Below are 16414 nucleotides of genomic sequence, written 5' to 3'. Positions count from 1 at the left end.
CAACTGGCCAAGAATATAACGCTTGCCGCTTTAGCCTTGTTACTTATGCTTCCGGCAGGCTTGATCGTACAGGCAAATGCGAGTGATCAGTCAGTACCGGCAACAAAGAATGCGCAGGCAGCATCCGCAGCCGGACAAATTCCGGATGATGCAGCCGCTGCAGAAGGAACAGCAGCCTTTAACCAGGATAAGTACGCAGCTTATCTGGCCGGGCATAAGGATGCTGCCAGACCGGAGCAGGAAATTATTATTGAGGCTGCGGATTATAGCCTGGCTGAGGACAGCGGGATCAGCAAGCTGTCTGATTACGAGGGAATGGCCGGAGAGTCCCTGCTCACCGGTGAGTCGGGCAAGGTGGAATGGACGGTCAGCGTCGCTGAAGCCGGGCTCTACAATCTGTCCATGCTGTATTATCCGGTAGCAGGCAAAAGCTCGGCAATCGAGCGCGCACTGTACATTGACGGAGAGCTGCCGTTTCGTGAGGCTGCTTTTCTGCAGTTTGACCGCATCTGGGTGAATCAGCTGGATCAGCTGAAAAGAGATAATCAGGGCAATGACCTGAGACCCAGACAGCTTGAGCAGCCGCGCTGGAGCGAGAAGCCGTTTCAGGATTCTGACGGGTATGAGAATGAGCCCTTTTTATTTTACTTTTCCAAGGGGACCCATACGCTGGCACTGGAGTCTTCCAGAGAGCCGGTTATTATCAGGCAGCTGAAGCTGTACAAGCAGCCGGAGCCGCAGTCCTATGAGGAGCTGAAACAGCAGCTGGATGCCGCCGGTGCACAGCCTGCAAATCATCAGCTGCTGGTCATTGAGGGAGAGGCAGCGGCAGCGAAATCATCGCCGACCCTGTATCCGCTCAGTGAGCGCTCTAGCTCTGCGGTTCACCCTTACAGCTCCTCCAAGATCAGAATCAACACCATTGGCGGATTTAACTGGCGGATACCCGGCCAGTGGATCGAATGGGAAATCGCTATTCCTGAGACAGGACTATACAAGATGGCCTTTAAAACACAGCAAAATTTTGTGAGGGGGATTTACTCCACCCGCAAACTGACCATTGATGGTGTGGTGCCGTTTGCCGAAATGGCCATGGTTCCTTTCCGCTATAAAAGCGGCTACCGGATTGATGTGATGGGTGGAGATGAACCCTATCTGTACCATCTTGAAAAAGGCAAGCATGTGGTGCGGCTTGAGGTCAGCCTGGGCGAGTTCGCTCCGCTGATCCGTGAGGTAGAGGAAAGCCTGTACAACCTCAATTCGATGTACCGCAAAATTCTGATGATTACCGGCACGAAGCCGGATGAATACCGCGATTACCAGCTGGATAAAAAGGTGCCGGATATGCTGGAGGTATTCGGGACCGAGCATGACCGGCTGAGGGGTGTCGCCAAACGTCTGGTAGAGCTGTCGGGACAGTCCAGCGACCAGGAAGCGCTGCTTAAGACGATGGCGCAGCAGCTCAGTGAGCTGATCGAGGACCCGGATACGATCCCGAGAAGACTTACCGCCTACAAGACGAATACCGGCGGCCTTGGCACATGGGTTCAGCAGGCCAGAGAGCAGCCGCTGGAGATTGATGCGCTGTATGTGGCCTCGCCGGATATGAAGCTGCCCAAGAAGGGAATGGGCATCGGCTCAAAGATCAAGCACGAGGCGGCAACGTTCCTTGCTTCCTTCTTCACCGATTATAACCAGATTGGCAACGTCTCCGAGGAAGCTGACCAGAAGTCTGTCACGGTATGGATCGGAAGCGGACGGGATCAGGCCAATACGATGAAGGCGATGATCGACGAGACCTTTACGCCGGAGACCGGCATTAACGTGAATCTGAAGCTGGTGAACATGTCCACGCTGCTGCCGGCGACGCTGGCCGGGCAAGGGCCGGATGTGGCGATGCAGATCGGTACCGACCTTCCTGTTAACTTTGCCATGCGCAATGCGGCGGCGGATCTGACGCAGTTCGCAGACTACAGCGAAGTAGAGAGCCGTTTCCGCGACAGCGCGATGGTGCCTTTCCGGTATGATGGCGGGGCCTATGCCCTGCCCGAGACGCAGACCTTCAACATGCTGTTCTACCGCAAGGATATTCTCGAGGAGCTCCACCTGGAGGTGCCGCAGACCTGGCAGGATGTATCGACTCTGCTGGCTGTGCTCAGCAAAAATCATATGCAGTTCGGGCTTCCGGTAGTCGCCCAGTCCGCGATTCAGGGGCAGAATATTCCGCCCAACTCCATGTACGCGGCACTGCTGTTTCAGAACGGCGGGCAGTTCTACCGTGATGGCGGACAGGAGTCGGATCTGGATTCCCGGACCGGTATCGAGACCTTCAAGCAGTGGACGGAGTTTTACACCGACTACAAGCTTGAGCGCGAATATGACTTTGCGAACCGGTTCCGCACGGGGGAAATGCCTTTCGGTATAGCGGATTACACCGTATACAACCAGCTGTCTGTTTTCGCTCCTGAGATCCGGGGTATGTGGGGCTTTGTACCGATACCCGGCACCTTGAAGGAGGACGACACGATCGACCGGACGGTCTCCAGCGGGGGGAGCGGCGTCATTATGATGGAGAAGGCCAAAGACAAGGATGCCTCCTGGGCGTTCATGAAATGGTGGACGAGTGAGGAGACGCAGACCGTGTTCGGGCGCGAAATGGAAGGCCTCATGGGAGCCGCCGCGCGTTATCCGACCGCCAACATCAAGGCGCTGGACAGTCTGCCCTGGCCGGTTGCCGATTACGATAATCTGAAAGCCCAGTTTGAGTGGGCCGAGGGTGTGCCTGAGGTGCCGGGCGGATATTTTACGGGAAGGCATTTATTTAATGCCTTCTACAAGACGGTAGTCGGCAATGTGGAGGCACGGGAATCCATCATGGACTACGTTCAATATATCCAGGATGAGATCAGCACCAAGCGCAAAGAGTTTGGCCTATAGCAGCAAGGGGGAGGAGCAAGCCGTGCAGAATTGGTGGAGCCTGAAATGGCATGAGATAAGAGCCAATAAGCATTCCTATTTTTTAATGGCACCGTACATGATCCTGTTCGCCGTATTTACGGTGTTGCCTGTCCTGGTGTCGATTGTGCTCAGCTTCACATATTTCAATATGTTAGAGTTTCCGAAGTTTATCGGCTGGCAGAACTATACCCGCCTGTTCCTGGAGGATGACGTCTTCCTGATCGCCCTCAAAAATACGCTGCTGTTCGCAGTGATTACAGGGCCCATCAGCTACATTGCCTGTTTTGTGTTCGCGTGGATCATCAATGAGCTGTCACCCAAGCTTAGGGCGGTAATGACGCTTGTCTTCTATGCGCCTTCCATTTCAGGAAACGTCTATTTTATATGGCTGATGATCTTCTCCGGTGACCGGTACGGGATTATGAACGGCCTGCTGCTGCGGTTCGGCTTCATTCTGGAGCCGATTCTGTGGCTGAAGACGGAAGGCTATATTATGCCGATTATCATCCTGGTGCAGCTGTGGCTCAGTCTGGGAACCGGCTTCCTGGCTTTTATTGCCGGGCTGCAGACGGTGGATGGAACCTTATATGAGGCCGGAGCTGTGGACGGAATCAAAAACCGCTGGCAGGAGCTGTGGTACATCACACTTCCGTCGATGCGGCCGCAATTGATGTTCGGCGCGGTAATCCAGATTACGACCGCTTTTGCCGTAGCCGATGTCTCGATTGCCCTGGCCGGGTTCCCGAGTGTGAACTATGCGGCGGAGACGATCGTCACGCATCTGATTGATTTTGGCACCACAAGATTTGAAATGGGGTACGCGTCAGCAATTGCTACCGTCCTGTTCCTGATCATGGTCGCCTCGAACCTTGTCATCCAAAAGCTTCTTAGAAAGGTGGGTGAATAATCATGAATATCCCCTTTCAGGTTAATGCCAGAAGGCGGCTCGGACGCGCAGTCCGGATGCCCCAAAAACGGGTGAATCGTTCAGCCTGGGGCACGTTTTCGTTATTCGCCCTACTTACACTTTTCGGGGCCTTTATGATTCTGCCGCTCGTTTATGCCATTAATAATGCGTTCAAGCCGCTGGATGAGATTTTTATTTTCCCGCCGACCCTGTTTGTCCGCAATCCCACGCTGAACAACTTTGTTGACCTGTTTAACCTGCTCGGCAATTCGTGGGTGCCGTTCTCCCGGTATATTTTTAACACGGTGTTTATTACAGGCGCAGGCATTATCGGACACGTCATATTCGCCTCGGCAGCGGCCTATCCGCTGGCCAAGCATCATTTTCCCGGCAAAAAAGTGCTGTTCACCATCGTCGTTCTATCGCTGATGTTCACGCCGGCCGTAACGGCCATGCCCAACTATATGATTATGTCCTGGCTGGGGCTGATCGACACGTACTGGGCAGTCATTATACCGGCATTCGCCTATTCTCTGGGCCTGTATCTGATGAAGCAGTTCATGGAGCAGATTCCGGATGTGCTGCTGGAGGCCGCCAAAATCGACGGTGCCAGCGAATACCGCATCTTCTGGACGATCGTTATGCCTAACGTCAAGCCGGCCTGGCTGACACTGATTATTCTGCTGTTTCAGATTCTGTGGGGCAGCGACGGCAACGGCTTCATCTACAGCGAACAGCTGAAATCGCTTCATTTCGCGGCAGGCCAGGTGGTAGCGGGTGGTATTGCCCGTTCCGGTGCTGCGGCGGCGGTGGCGCTGATCCTGATGAGCGTGCCGATTACTTTGTTTGTTTTTTCACAGAGCCGGATTATTGAGACAATGGCTACTTCGGGAATGAAGGACTAGGGGGGAAGGCAGTTGATTGCAAAAAAGTGGCTGCTTGCGGGGACAGTGGCATCCCTGCTGCTAAGTTGTGCGGCTCCCGCGCCGGTGTATGCCGAGGCCGTGCCATATGAGAGCTATAACTATAATTACTGGGAGGAAGCCGTGCCTGCTCCGGCAGCATACATCCCCGACCGCACCCTTACAGGCAAGGATCTCGGGGTGGGGGATTTCCTTGACCCCGCAGACATGGTCGTTGCGGACAGCGGGCTGATCTATATCGTGGACACCGGGAATGCCAGGATTATCTGCCTGGACAGCAGCTGGAAGGTCGATAAGGTCATCACCGGCTTTGACAACGGAGGAAAGGAAGAAACCTTCAAGAATCCGTCGGGCCTGTATGTTAATGACGAGGGCAATCTGTTCGTGGCGGATACGGACAACGGGCGCATTGTCGTTCTGTCCCCGGACGGGGAGCTGCTGCGGATGATTGAGCGGCCGGAGTCGGATATTCTGCCGGCGGACTTCAAGTTTATCCCGGTCAAGGTAACGGTGGACCAGGCGGAACGGGTCTATGTTATCGCCAAGGGTATTTTCGAGGGGATCATGCAGTTTGACGAGAACGGGGTGTTCATCGGCTACGTCGGCACGAATAAGGTCAAGCGCGACTATACCGAATACATCTGGCGGATGTTCTCCACCAAGGCGCAGAAGGCGCAGATGGCGCTGTTCGTCCCTACGGAATTCTCCAATATTGATGTGGATGACAAAGGCTTCCTGTATGCGACCAATATTGATCCAGGCTCGAAGGAGCCGGTCAAGCGGCTTAATCCCTCCGGTGAGGATGTGCTGAAGCGGTTCGGCTACTTCGATGTGCTGGGGGATATCCGTTACCGGATATCGGTTGGACCGTCCAAGTTCACCGATATCAAGGTGCTTCCGGACGGTATGTACAGCGCGCTTGATGCCAATCAGGGCAAGGTGTTCACCTATAACGATGAAGGGGATCTTCTGTATGTATACGGCGGCAAGGGCAACCAGGCCGGGACGTTCAAAATACCGGCAGCCATCGAGTACGCCGGCGGCAGCCAGCTCGTGCTGGACCGGGGAAAGGGCAATATCGTGATCTTCAAGCCGACCCGGTTCGGCAGCATTGTCAATGAGGCGGTCGGCTATCATTACAACGGCGAGGATGCACAGGCGGTTCCCGTCTGGAAGGAAGTCCTGAAGCTGAATGCCAACTATGATATCGCGTATATCGGCATAGGCAAGTCGCTGCTGATGGAGAAGAACAACAAGGAAGCGATGAAATATTTCAAGCTCGGGATGGACCGGGACGGTTATTCCGTAGCCTTCAAACGGTACCGCAGAGAGGTGATGCAGGAGCACTTCGGAACCTTCCTGACATCAGTAATGCTGCTGGCTGCCGTATGGATCGCCTACCGGATATTCAGCTTCTGGAGAAGAAAGCGGGACTCCCGGGCTTCCAGGCAGGCTCCGAACAACCTTAAGGAGGGGAACGCCCATGAGGCAGGATTTCATTAAATTCCCGCTGCACCTCATTGTGCATCCGTTTGACAGCTTTTGGGATATGAAATATGAGGGTAAAGGAAAGCTGCGGGTAACACTGACTATTCTGCTGCTTGTGGTGATCTCCATGATCCTGAAGAATCAGTTCGCAGGCTTTCTGGTCAATTACAATGACCCGCGCCATCTAAACAGCATTACACAGCTGTTTACCGTTGTTTTTCCGTTTTTCCTGTGGTGCCTGTCCAACTGGGCCATTACAACGCTGATGGACGGTGAGGGAAAATTCAAAGAAATCATGATGGCTACAGGCTATGCGCTGGTTCCCATTGTCATTATTTATACTCCGATGGTGGTGGCCAGCCGGTTCATGGCGGAGGAAGAAACGGCCTTCTACTATCTGATGATGTCGGTGGCCTCCATCTGGTTCATCGCGCTGCTGTTCGTCGGCATTATGACCGTTCACCAGTACACTGTGCTCAAAACGGTTGTCACGATGGTGCTGACGGTAGTGGTTATGGGCATCGTAGTCTTCCTCGGAACCCTTGTCCTTAGCATGCTTCAGCAGATTATCGAGTTCTTTATCAACATTTACCGTGAATTGATTTTCCGCACATGAAGGAGGCCGCATCTGTGAAAAACCGAAAATTACCGGCTGCGGTGCTGGCCTGTGCCGCAGTCCTCTGTGTCCTTGCCGCGGCTGTACTGTACTTCAGCTCCCGCGGAGCGGAAGCCGTTGAAGCCTCCGCCTATATGGAAGTGACGGCTGAGCTTGAGGCCGGAAGCGAGCTGGCTGCGCTGCCCGATTCCACCGGCGGTGTGCCCGGCATGATCCTGGCAGCGGACGATGCAGAGCTGTCCCTGTACTATAACGCTGAAACGACTGAGATAGCGGTGAAGGATAAGCGGACGGGTCAGATCTGGTACAGCAATCCGGAAGGCCGCAATGAGGATACGCTGGCCTCGGGCTTTGAGAAGGAGCTGCTGTCCTCGCAGCTGACCGTATTGTTCCGTGACGCTGTAGGGACTCTGGAGTCCTACACCAACTTTGCCCAGAGCATCAGCAGCAAGCAGTTCACAGCCGAGAGTCTGAAGAACGGGCTGCGGATCACTTATACCATCGGTGACACCTCGGCAGGTATTGATGCGCTGCCCCGATATATCAGCCAGGCCCGGCTGGAGGAGAAGGTGCTGTCCAAGCTGGATGCATCGACTGCCAAATATGTTGCAACCCGCTATTATCCCAAAGAAGGCAGCCCGGACATCATGGAGCGGATCGATGCCCAGGTCTCTAAACCGCTGGTGCTCAAAAAAATGACCGCCGCCTTTGTGCTGGCGGGCTATTCTGCCGAGGATCTGGCGCAGGACAATGCGGAGAACGGAATCGGCGGGGGATCGGGAACGTCCAAGCCCAATTTTGTTGTTCCGCTGGAATACCGGCTGGAGGAAGGCTCGCTGGTCGTAACCGTTCCTGTGAACCAGGTCAAGGAGAGCGGGCAATATCAGATCCGCAGCCTGGAGCTGCTTAACATGTTCGGCGCTGCAGACCGGCTGACGGACGGCTATATGCTGGTTCCTGACGGCTCCGGCAGCCTGATCCGTCTGAACAACGGCAAGGTGAAGGAAGAGCAGTATGTGCAGCGCGTGTACGGGCCGGACCCCAATGACAACAGCTACCGTCGCGGACAGGTCAGCCAGAATGCCCGGATGCCGGTCTTCGGCATGAAGGCGGGGGATGGCGCATGGTTCGCCGTCATTGAGAAGGGCGATGCCATCGCCAGCATTGCCGCCGATATCAGCGGCAAAAAGAATTCCTACAATTTCATCCACAGCAGCTACTCCCTGCGAGGCGAGGATGAGCTTGAGCTGTATACCGGAGCGACCATCCAGGAAATACAGCTGCTTAGCGAAGAAATCTACAAAGGCGATATTCAGGTCCGCTACAGCTTCCTGAGCGGGGATAAGGCCAGCTACTCCGGGATGGCTGAGCTGTACCGGGATAAGCTGGTTGCGGAGAAGGCGCTCACGCCTCTGGCCGAAGAGCAGAGCATTCCGTTCTACCTGGATATGCTGGGCGCTGTCGACAAGCAGAAATCGCTGCTCGGCGTGCCTTACCGCTCCGAGATTTCGATGACCTCCTTCCGGCAGGCTGCGCTGATTGCCGGGCAATTGAAGCAGGACGGCATCGGCCGCCTGCTGATGCGGTACACCGGCTGGTCCGGCAAAGGCGTGAATCACTCCACGCCGGATAAGCTGAAGACGGAAAGCGTGCTTGGCAGCAGGTCGGAGCTGACCGCGCTGCGGGACCAGCTGGCACAGGACGGCGGAACGCTGTTCCCGGATGTAGCCTTCCAGCAGATTTATCACAATGACGGCGGGTTCACCCCCTCCTCCGATGCGGCAAGGTTTGTCACGCGGGAAGAAGCACAGCTGTATCCTTATAACCGGGCGCTGAACCGGATGGATATGACACTTGGAGGCTACTACCTGTTATCACCAGCCAAGCTGCCCTATTATGTGGATTCTTTTATGGATAAGTATGCCGGCTTTGGAATGGAAGGCGTGTCTCTGCGGGATCTAGGCAATGTGCTGAGCTCCGACTTCCGGGCCAGCCGGGTGATCCAGCGGGAGACAGCCAAAGCCATTGTGATGGAGCAGCTGGACAGAATCAGCCAGGATGTGGACCAGACCATGGTTTCTGGCGGCAATGCCTACGCCTGGCCTTATGCCGACCATCTGATTCATGTTCCTGAATCCTCCAGCGGGTTTGCGCTTACGGATGAAACGGTGCCCTTTTACCAGATGGTGGTTCACGGCTTCATCAGCTACACCGGAGCACCGGTCAATTTGAGCGATGAGCAGGATATGCACACTCAGCTGCTCCATTCCATCGAGCTAGGGTCAGCGCCTTATTTTTCATGGTCGTATGAGCCGTCCTCGAAGCTGAAATTCACGCATTTTGACAGCATGTATGCAACCTCCTATCTGGACTGGTATGAGCAGGCGGTTTCCATGTACAAGGAAGTGAATGAGGTGCTTTCTCCGGTACAGCATGCGCAGATTGTAAACCATACACGCCATCAGGAGGGTGTTGTGGAGGTGCAGTACAGCAACGGTATATCTATCTATGTCAACTACACCGGCAAGGATGTCTCCGTACAGGGAATAGCTGTCGGTGCCGGACAATATGTGATTGAAGGTGAACCGTCATGAACGGAAACAAGCTGAGCCTGCAGCATAAGCGCTCCTTGCTGGGCATTGCTTTTATAGCACCGTGGCTGCTCGGATTTATATTCCTGTTCGCAGCCCCGCTGCTCCGGTCGATCCAATTCAGCTTCAGCAAATTAACCGTTGATCCTGCGGGGTTTACGCTGGACGGAGTGGGCTGGGCCAATTTCAACAATGCTTTGTTTGTCGATGCAACCTTCAACCGCGTCCTGACCGAATCGGTCTGGGATATGGTGCTGAATGTGCCGATGATCCTGTTCTTCAGCCTGTTCTCGGCAACGCTGCTGAACCAGAAGTTCAGGGGGAGAATCGTTGCCCGGGCCATCTTTTTCCTGCCGGTTATTCTGGCCTCCAATGCCATATCGGCTGCAGAAGCCTCGGGGCTGATCAATCTGGTCGGGGATGCGACCGCAGTGAATGAATTGGGGCAATCGGGCTCCCAGTACAACGTTATGTCCATGGTGATGATTCTGAGCGACATCGGTCTGCCGTTGTCGTTCGTGGACTACATTGTGGATGCCATTCTGCGGATTTATGAGATTATAACCAGCTCAGGTGTGCAGATTCTGATTTTCCTTGCCGCCCTGCAGTCTGTTCCCGGAGCGATGTATGAGGTGGCGAAGATTGAAGGGGCGACCGCCTATGAATCCTTTTGGAAAATCACCTTCCCGCTCGTAAGCCCGCTCATTCTGACTAACGTAATCTATACGATAATCGACTCCTTCTCAGGCAGCGCGGTAACAAAAATGATCTTCACCACGGCGTTCACCACCCAGAACTTCGGGCTGAGTGCGGCGATGTCCTGGATTTACACGCTGATTATCAGCATTATCCTGGTCATTGTGGGCTACGTGCTGTCCAAACGGGTGCATTACAACTGATTTATGCAAAGGAGGATACGGCATGCAGTCCCCGCAAGCTGTCCGTAAAGAAGCCCAGCACTACAGAATCCAGAAGGTGAGAGGCAGGGCAGTCGATATCCTGTACGCAGTGTTCCGTTATGCGCTTGTCACAGGGATATCCTTCATCATTATTTATCCGCTGCTGATGAAGTTCTCCATTGCCTTCAAGGATAAGGCGGATATTTACAATCCGACGATTTATATGATTCCCGTTCATTTCACGATGGACAATATCCGAATGGCGATGCAGATTCTGGATTACTTCCCGCTGCTCGGCAACACGCTGCTGTTCGTCGTCGTGACGACACTGCTGACCACGGCCTCCTGTGCCCTGGCGGGGTACGGCTTTGCCCGGTTTAACTTTCCGGGAAGCAACCTTCTGTTTGCACTTGTCATTCTGACATTGCTGGTGCCGACCAGTACACTGATGGTGCCGATGTACCTGCATTTCAGAAGCTTCGACATTCTTGGGATCATTCATCTGATCACCGGCAAGTCCGGGCTTAATCTGCTTAATACGTACTGGCCTTCCATTATTACCTCGGCAACCGCGATCGGTCTGAAGGCCGGCCTCTTTATCTATATCTTCCGCCAGTTTTTCAAGGGGATGCCGAAGGAGATTGAAGAAGCAGCCCTGATCGACGGCGCGGGCGGCGTAAAAACGTTCCTGCGGATCATGCTGCCCAATGCGGTCTCGCCGATGATTACCGTCATCCTATTCTGCTTCGTGTGGCAGTATAACGATACCTTCTTTACTTCACTCTTTATGAGTGAAATGGCGCTGATGCCTACCAAGGTCAGCTCGCTGGCGGCTCAGGCCAATGCCCTGATTCCGGGTATGCTGGGGGCAGGCGGGGGCGGGTCTGCGGTTAAGGCTGATCCGAACCACGTAGCGATGATTATCGACACCGGCATCCTGCTGGCTATTATTCCGCTGATTCTGCTGTATCTGGTTGTGCAGCGGTATTTCGTGGAGAGCGTGGAGCGGAGCGGTATTATCGGATAACACTGCTTTGCAGGAAAGGGTGCGTACAATGAAAAATAAACCTCCGTTCAGCCTGATCATCCTGCTGCTGGCTGCTGCCCTGGCCTGGCCAGCTCCGTTTGTTCACGCCAAGGCAGGGAATACTCCGATGCAGGCTTATGTGGAAGCTTTGGGTCCCGGCTGGAATATGGGCAACACCTTTGAAGCCAGCGGAGATGAGACCTCCTGGGGCAACCCGCCTGTGACCAGGGCTTTTATTGACCAGCTTGCCGCCGAGGGCTACAAGACGATCCGTCTTCCGATTACTTGGAGGCACCGGATGGGGGATGCCCCGGACTATACCATTGATCCGGCCTTCATGGCACGCATTCAGGAGGTAGTCGACTGGTCGCTGGAGGCGAAAATGCATGTGATGATTAACCTTCACCACGATTCTAACTGGATTATGAACATGGCCGCAGAGCATGATGAAGTGATGGCCAGATTTAATGCCGCCTGGACGCAGATTGCCGGGTATTTCAAGGATTATCCGGATACGCTGATGTTCGAGAGTGTCAACGAACCGCGTTACTCGGATGACTGGAGCAAGGATGAGCCGGAATATTTCACGATGCTGGATGAGCTGAACGTTTCGTTCCACAGCATCGTCCGCAGCTCCGGCGGCAATAACGGCAAGCGTCCGCTTGTGCTCTCTACACTGACTGCTGCTCCAACTGAAGCCAGACTGCTGGAGCTGTCCAAGACTATAACGAAGCTCCAGGACAAGCGGCTGATTGCAACGTTCCATTACTACGGATATTATGCGTTCAGTGTGAACACAGCCGGCGCTATAACCTTTGATGATACCGCCAGGCAGGATTTGATTCAGGCCTTCGACCGGGCCTACGACATCTTTACATCGAAGGGCATTCCGGTTATCGTCGGCGAATACGGCCTGCTGGGTTTTGATAAATCACTGGAGACGGTGCAGCATGGCGAGATTCTGAAGTTTTTTGAGTACATCGGTTACTATGCCCGGGAGAAAAAAATGCCGCTGCTGCTCTGGGACAACGGACAGCACTTCGACAGGCGCACCTTCAAATGGGTGGATGAGGAGCTGCACCAGGTAATGGTGCAGGGCTGGAAGGGGCGTTCCTCCAATGCGCAGAGCGATTCGCTCTACATTAGAAAAGACTCGCCGATTCAGGATACGGCACTGGAGTTGAACATGAACGGCAATACCTTCAGCGAGCTGCGGGCCGGTGACAAGGTACTTACGGAGGGCACGGACTACAGGCTGGAGGGTGAGCGGTTAATACTCACCTCCTCACTGATGGAGAGACTGCTCACGGAGGAGTATGGGGTGAACGCGGTATTGACCGCGAAATTCAGTGGCGGAGCTGACTGGCCCATTAAGCTGATCCGCTACGATACTCCTGTTCTGCGAAGCTCGCAGGGACCGCAAGGAATCTATTCCCTGCCGGTCTTGTTCAACGGGGACAGTCTGGCTACGCTGGAAGCGGTCTATACCGGCGGCGGCAATGCCGGTCCTGATGAGTGGACGCCGTATAAAGAATACATCCGCCATTTCTATCCGGACTACAAGACCGGTGAAATCAAGTTCACGGATGCCTTCTGGAGCGGGGTGAAGGACGGGGAGATGCAGCTGCGGATGCATTTCCGCAGCGGGGAAATCGTTCCTTATACGATAACCAAGGAGGGTTTCTCCATTATTGGGGTGTCTGCTGAGGATGCATTGGCAGAGGAGGCAGTACAGGAGACAGGACAGCCGTCAGAGGCTCCGCAGCTTTCTGCCGAACCGGAGGAGCCGGCGGTTTCCGCACTTTCACCTGCCGGAGAGGAAGCCGGTTCTGAGCCGGGGAGCGGCAGCAGGCTAACGGTAACAATAGTGCTCATAACAGGATTGGTTGTCCTGGCAGCGGCCGGGATCTACTGGGGTAAAAGAGGAAAACGGAAGAGAGGCAGATGATGCGGTACAGGGGTTCTGTAACGGGGACGGGGTAAGACCTTTGGCTGCGTCTGATTCAAACGGCGGGAAGCGGGGCTATGGTATAGTAAGTACTAACTTATATCTTACATAGGGGGCCTCCCATGCTGAAATCATTGCAAGCCATTGAAGCTTACCGCGAAGGCCGGCTGCAGCCTTCGGCCGGGCCGGCATGGCTTAATCTTATTGTGTCTGCCGAAATGCCGATCGTTAACCTGGAACGGGTGGAATCACTGCAGGAGCTGGATCAGCGCAATCCCGTGCTGGACTATGTGGAACGGAGTCTCAGGCTGCTCGACAGCCTGCAGCTGTCTTACTGGATTAAGGAGCTGGCCGAGGAGACGCTGATCTGGTCGGAAACGGCCAAAGGAGGAACGCCGCGCCAGCGCAGGAAGTGGCAGGAGGAAGGTATAAACTGCTTTGCCCATAACATAGGCTCTGCCCAGTTATACTGGCAGCACACCGCAGGGGAGACGTTTGATGTCACCGGAAGGCCGCAGGCATCTGCTCTCAGGGCGGCGGGTGCACCTCATGCGGAAACGCTGGTCATTGTGCACCGGCTGATCGAGACGCACGGACTGCTCGGCCAGCAGATCCGCGGCGAGGTTCCGCCGGAGGTCAACCAGCCGCTGGCAGCCATTGCCGAAGAAGGGCTGCTGACCGCAGATGAGCTGGAAAGGCTGCTGTTTGCGCTGAACCACTGCATCATCGGTGCAGTCTCGCCGGTGCTGTGGCAGGATGTGCGCACAGAGATCATGGAGCTGATCGCAGCCGTCGCCTCCGGCGAGCCGGCTGAGCCGCTGCCGATGAAGGAGCGGCTGCGGCGCATGCGGTCCGGCCCGATTCTCCGTGGGGAGGATTTTGCAGCGGAATGGAGCCGTCTGGAGCAGGAGGGACTACCTGCAGAATGGCTTGAAGCGCTGCAGCCGGCCACCTTCTGGTATGCGGAATCGGCACTGCAGACCTTCTCGCTGGAGCAGTTTCTGAAGGTGCTGGCGCTGGCTGCCCGCGGCAGCAGTGGCGGCAACGGCAACGGCGGCAACAGCAACGGCGGGGGCTTAGGTCATCTCAGCTTTGAAGCGGTGATGAATTCGATTTATTACGATTACAAGGGCACCAAGAAGATTAACGTATATAAGAAGCGGATTATCGAAAAATATCTGTCCGGGCTGACCTGGCAGGATATTGCGGAGGGCATGCTTGAGCCGGGCAATCCGCATCTGGTGCACCGGCTGCGGCGGCAGGGGCATCTGCCGGATACGGTGTTTTTCGACTTCGAGTTCTCGCCTGCCGCCGAGAAGCTGATTGAATTCTGTATGGAAGCCGAGAAGTCGGTGCTGTATGAGCGGGCGGTGCTGATGCTGTTCGATCTGTTTGAGCTGCGGAGGGATGCCTTCGACCGGTTCCATAATGAGGACAGCTATCTGAGCCAGATGAATGACACGGCCGATTATAAGTCCGTTATTCTTGATTATATTACCGGCAACACTGTACTGGATATCGGACCCGGCGGTGGTGTGCTGCTCGATTTGATCGAAGAACGGATGCCCGGGGTTACACCGGTCGGCATTGATATCTCCAGCAATGTGATCGAGGCATTGCAGCAGCGCAAGGCGCGGGAAGGACGGCGCTGGGAGGTGCTGCAGGGCGATGCGCTGAATCTGAAGGAGTATATGGACGCGGGCAGGGTAGACACGGTTATATTCTCGTCGATTCTGCATGAGCTGTACTCTTATGTCCCGATGGACGGCCGGAAGTTTAATCACCGGACCGTTGCCGCAGCGCTGGTGAGCGCTTTTGAGGTGCTGGCCGAAGGCGGAGTGATTATTATCCGTGACGGGATTATGACGGAGCCGGAGACGCAGCAGCGGAGAATCCGCTTCCTGGAGGAGAACGGACTGGAGTGGCTGAAGCGGTATGCGGAGGATTTTGCCGGACGTGAAATTCAGTACCAGATTACCGGACAGCATGAAGTGCTGATGCCGGTGAATGATGCGATGGAATTTTTATACACTTATACCTGGGGAGCGGAAGCTTACGTTCATGAGGTGCAGGAGCAGTTCGGCTACTTCACTCCTTCGCAGTATGAAGATTTTATCCGCGAGCAATTAGGCGGCCGGGCGCAAATTGAGGTGTTCCGTCACTATCTACAGGAGGGTTACACCGAGGCTCTGCGCGGCCGGATTAGCGTGATGGACGAAGACGGAACAGCGGTGCCGCTGCCGGACAGCACCTGCTTTATTGTGATCCGCAAGGGGCAGGCGGCAGTCTGAAACCGGTAGTTTAGAGCAAGAATCAGGCCTGAGACTGTATTGGCATAATGCCGGGCAGTTTCAGGCCTTTTGATTGTCCAGTGTCCAACTTGCCAGCCGCTTCATTTAACCGTTCAGCTCATCATCCACCGCAGTCGTTCCGCTGCACAGCTCAAGGAAAGATTGTGCGATAACAATAGAGTCTTCATAGCCGAGACTGCCGGAATGGGACACCAGAACCGGATACTCCCCTTCGCTGTTTGCGGGGCTGCGCATATCCCAGATATAATGATTGCCGCTTCCGTCCATCGCAAACGGCACAGCTCCCGGCATATATTCCGGAAATTCATAGGCCAGCATCATGGAACGCAGCTCTCCTGCACTGAAGAATTGAAAATACCGGTCACCGTTCCCGAACTCGCCGCCATCGGAATAACGCAGAAAGTCGAGGTAGCTTGCAGGCAGCGGATGTTGCGGGATCGACCAGAGTTCCGGGTCAAACGGGGTATACTGCGCATACAGCGGATGCGCTGCCGGGAAGGGATTGCGCTGCCTGCTGACAATCTCGCTCAGCTCGCTCTCTGTCAGCGGTTGATGCCAGCCGGCTGTAAAAGACTCCAGCTCCGCAGCGGAGAGGCCCGGCTGCTTCTGGTAGCTGCTGCTGAATAGGTTGCTCCAATTCATGTAAGGTGCCTCCCACTATAAATTAATATTTTCTCTTGTTTGCTCACTCGTTCACTGGTTTTCATCCATTGACAGATTGGGAGTTGGAATAGTCATGTAAGAA

11 protein-coding genes are annotated in these 16414 nt (G+C 54.8%); 10 read left to right on the top strand and 1 reads right to left on the bottom strand.

The features are described 5' to 3' along the window. The first annotated feature begins 45 nt into the window (after nucleotides 1-45). The 10 genes from M2108_RS26310 (at nucleotide 46) to M2108_RS26265 (ending at nucleotide 15648) form a co-directional block, all read left to right on the top strand. Entirely contained in the window at nucleotides 46-2937 is a 2892-nt protein-coding gene (locus M2108_RS26310; RefSeq protein ID WP_481856950.1) for an extracellular solute-binding protein, read from the top strand. Between the two features lie 22 nt (nucleotides 2938-2959). Then, nucleotides 2960-3865, top strand: a complete 906-nt coding sequence (locus tag M2108_RS26305; RefSeq protein WP_277472332.1) for a carbohydrate ABC transporter permease — start codon at nucleotides 2960-2962, stop codon at nucleotides 3863-3865. Nucleotides 3866-3867: 2 nt separating this feature from the next. Next, complete coding sequence (locus M2108_RS26300; RefSeq protein WP_277472331.1) at nucleotides 3868-4770, top strand: carbohydrate ABC transporter permease; 903 nt, start codon at nucleotides 3868-3870, stop codon at nucleotides 4768-4770. A gap of 12 nt (nucleotides 4771-4782) precedes the next feature. Further along, complete coding sequence (locus M2108_RS26295) at nucleotides 4783-6291, top strand: SMP-30/gluconolactonase/LRE family protein (protein ID WP_277472330.1); 1509 nt, start codon at nucleotides 4783-4785, stop codon at nucleotides 6289-6291. Continuing rightward, complete coding sequence (locus M2108_RS26290) at nucleotides 6272-6892, top strand: YIP1 family protein (protein ID WP_277472329.1); 621 nt, start codon at nucleotides 6272-6274, stop codon at nucleotides 6890-6892. Before M2108_RS26295 ends, M2108_RS26290 begins: the two co-directional genes overlap by 20 nt. A gap of 14 nt (nucleotides 6893-6906) precedes the next feature. Next, complete coding sequence (locus M2108_RS26285; RefSeq protein ID WP_277472328.1) at nucleotides 6907-9486, top strand: DUF5696 domain-containing protein; 2580 nt, start codon at nucleotides 6907-6909, stop codon at nucleotides 9484-9486. Further along, entirely contained in the window at nucleotides 9483-10382 is a 900-nt protein-coding gene (locus tag M2108_RS26280) for a carbohydrate ABC transporter permease (protein WP_277472327.1), read from the top strand. Before M2108_RS26285 ends, M2108_RS26280 begins: the two co-directional genes overlap by 4 nt. 22 nt (nucleotides 10383-10404) lie before the next feature. After that, on the top strand, nucleotides 10405-11409 hold the full coding sequence (locus M2108_RS26275) for a carbohydrate ABC transporter permease (RefSeq protein WP_277472326.1): 1005 nt from the start codon (nucleotides 10405-10407) through the stop codon (nucleotides 11407-11409). A gap of 28 nt (nucleotides 11410-11437) precedes the next feature. Then, nucleotides 11438-13357: a cellulase family glycosylhydrolase gene (locus tag M2108_RS26270; RefSeq protein ID WP_277472325.1), complete on the top strand. Its 1920-nt coding sequence runs from the start codon at nucleotides 11438-11440 to the stop codon at nucleotides 13355-13357. Between the two features lie 122 nt (nucleotides 13358-13479). Then, nucleotides 13480-15648, top strand: coding sequence for a class I SAM-dependent methyltransferase (locus M2108_RS26265; RefSeq protein ID WP_277472324.1), 2169 nt, complete (start codon nucleotides 13480-13482; stop codon nucleotides 15646-15648). A 105-nt stretch (nucleotides 15649-15753) separates the two neighbouring features. Here M2108_RS26265 and M2108_RS26260 read toward each other — a convergent pair whose 3' ends face one another. Continuing rightward, the gene (locus M2108_RS26260; protein ID WP_277472323.1) at nucleotides 15754-16311 is read right to left on the bottom strand and encodes an SMI1/KNR4 family protein; all 558 of its coding nucleotides are present in this window, start codon (nucleotides 16309-16311) and stop codon (nucleotides 15754-15756) included. Nucleotides 16312-16414 lie beyond the last annotated feature (103 nt).

Source organism: Paenibacillus sp. PastM-3 (genome assembly GCF_029893965.1).
Taxonomy (GTDB): Bacteria; Bacillota; Bacilli; order Paenibacillales; family Paenibacillaceae; genus Paenibacillus_AQ.
Note: the sequence above shows the minus strand (reverse complement) of the source record. Positions and strands in the feature narration are given on the sequence as shown.

What these genes read in the sequence shown, in the direction of transcription:
- M2108_RS26280 (WP_277472327.1), top strand. Translation starts at nt 9,483, where the DNA reads ATGAACGGAAACAAGCTGAGCCTGCAGCATAAGCGCTCCTTGCTGGGC.
- M2108_RS26300 (WP_277472331.1), top strand. Translation starts at nt 3,868, where the DNA reads ATGAATATCCCCTTTCAGGTTAATGCCAGAAGGCGGCTCGGACGCGCA.
- M2108_RS26290 (WP_277472329.1), top strand. Translation starts at nt 6,272, where the DNA reads ATGAGGCAGGATTTCATTAAATTCCCGCTGCACCTCATTGTGCATCCG.
- M2108_RS26260 (WP_277472323.1), bottom strand. Translation starts at nt 16,311, where the DNA reads ATGAATTGGAGCAACCTATTCAGCAGCAGCTACCAGAAGCAGCCGGGC.
- M2108_RS26265 (WP_277472324.1), top strand. Translation starts at nt 13,480, where the DNA reads ATGCTGAAATCATTGCAAGCCATTGAAGCTTACCGCGAAGGCCGGCTG.
- M2108_RS26270 (WP_277472325.1), top strand. Translation starts at nt 11,438, where the DNA reads ATGAAAAATAAACCTCCGTTCAGCCTGATCATCCTGCTGCTGGCTGCT.
- M2108_RS26310 (WP_481856950.1), top strand. Translation starts at nt 46, where the DNA reads ATGCTTCCGGCAGGCTTGATCGTACAGGCAAATGCGAGTGATCAGTCA.
- M2108_RS26275 (WP_277472326.1), top strand. Translation starts at nt 10,405, where the DNA reads ATGCAGTCCCCGCAAGCTGTCCGTAAAGAAGCCCAGCACTACAGAATC.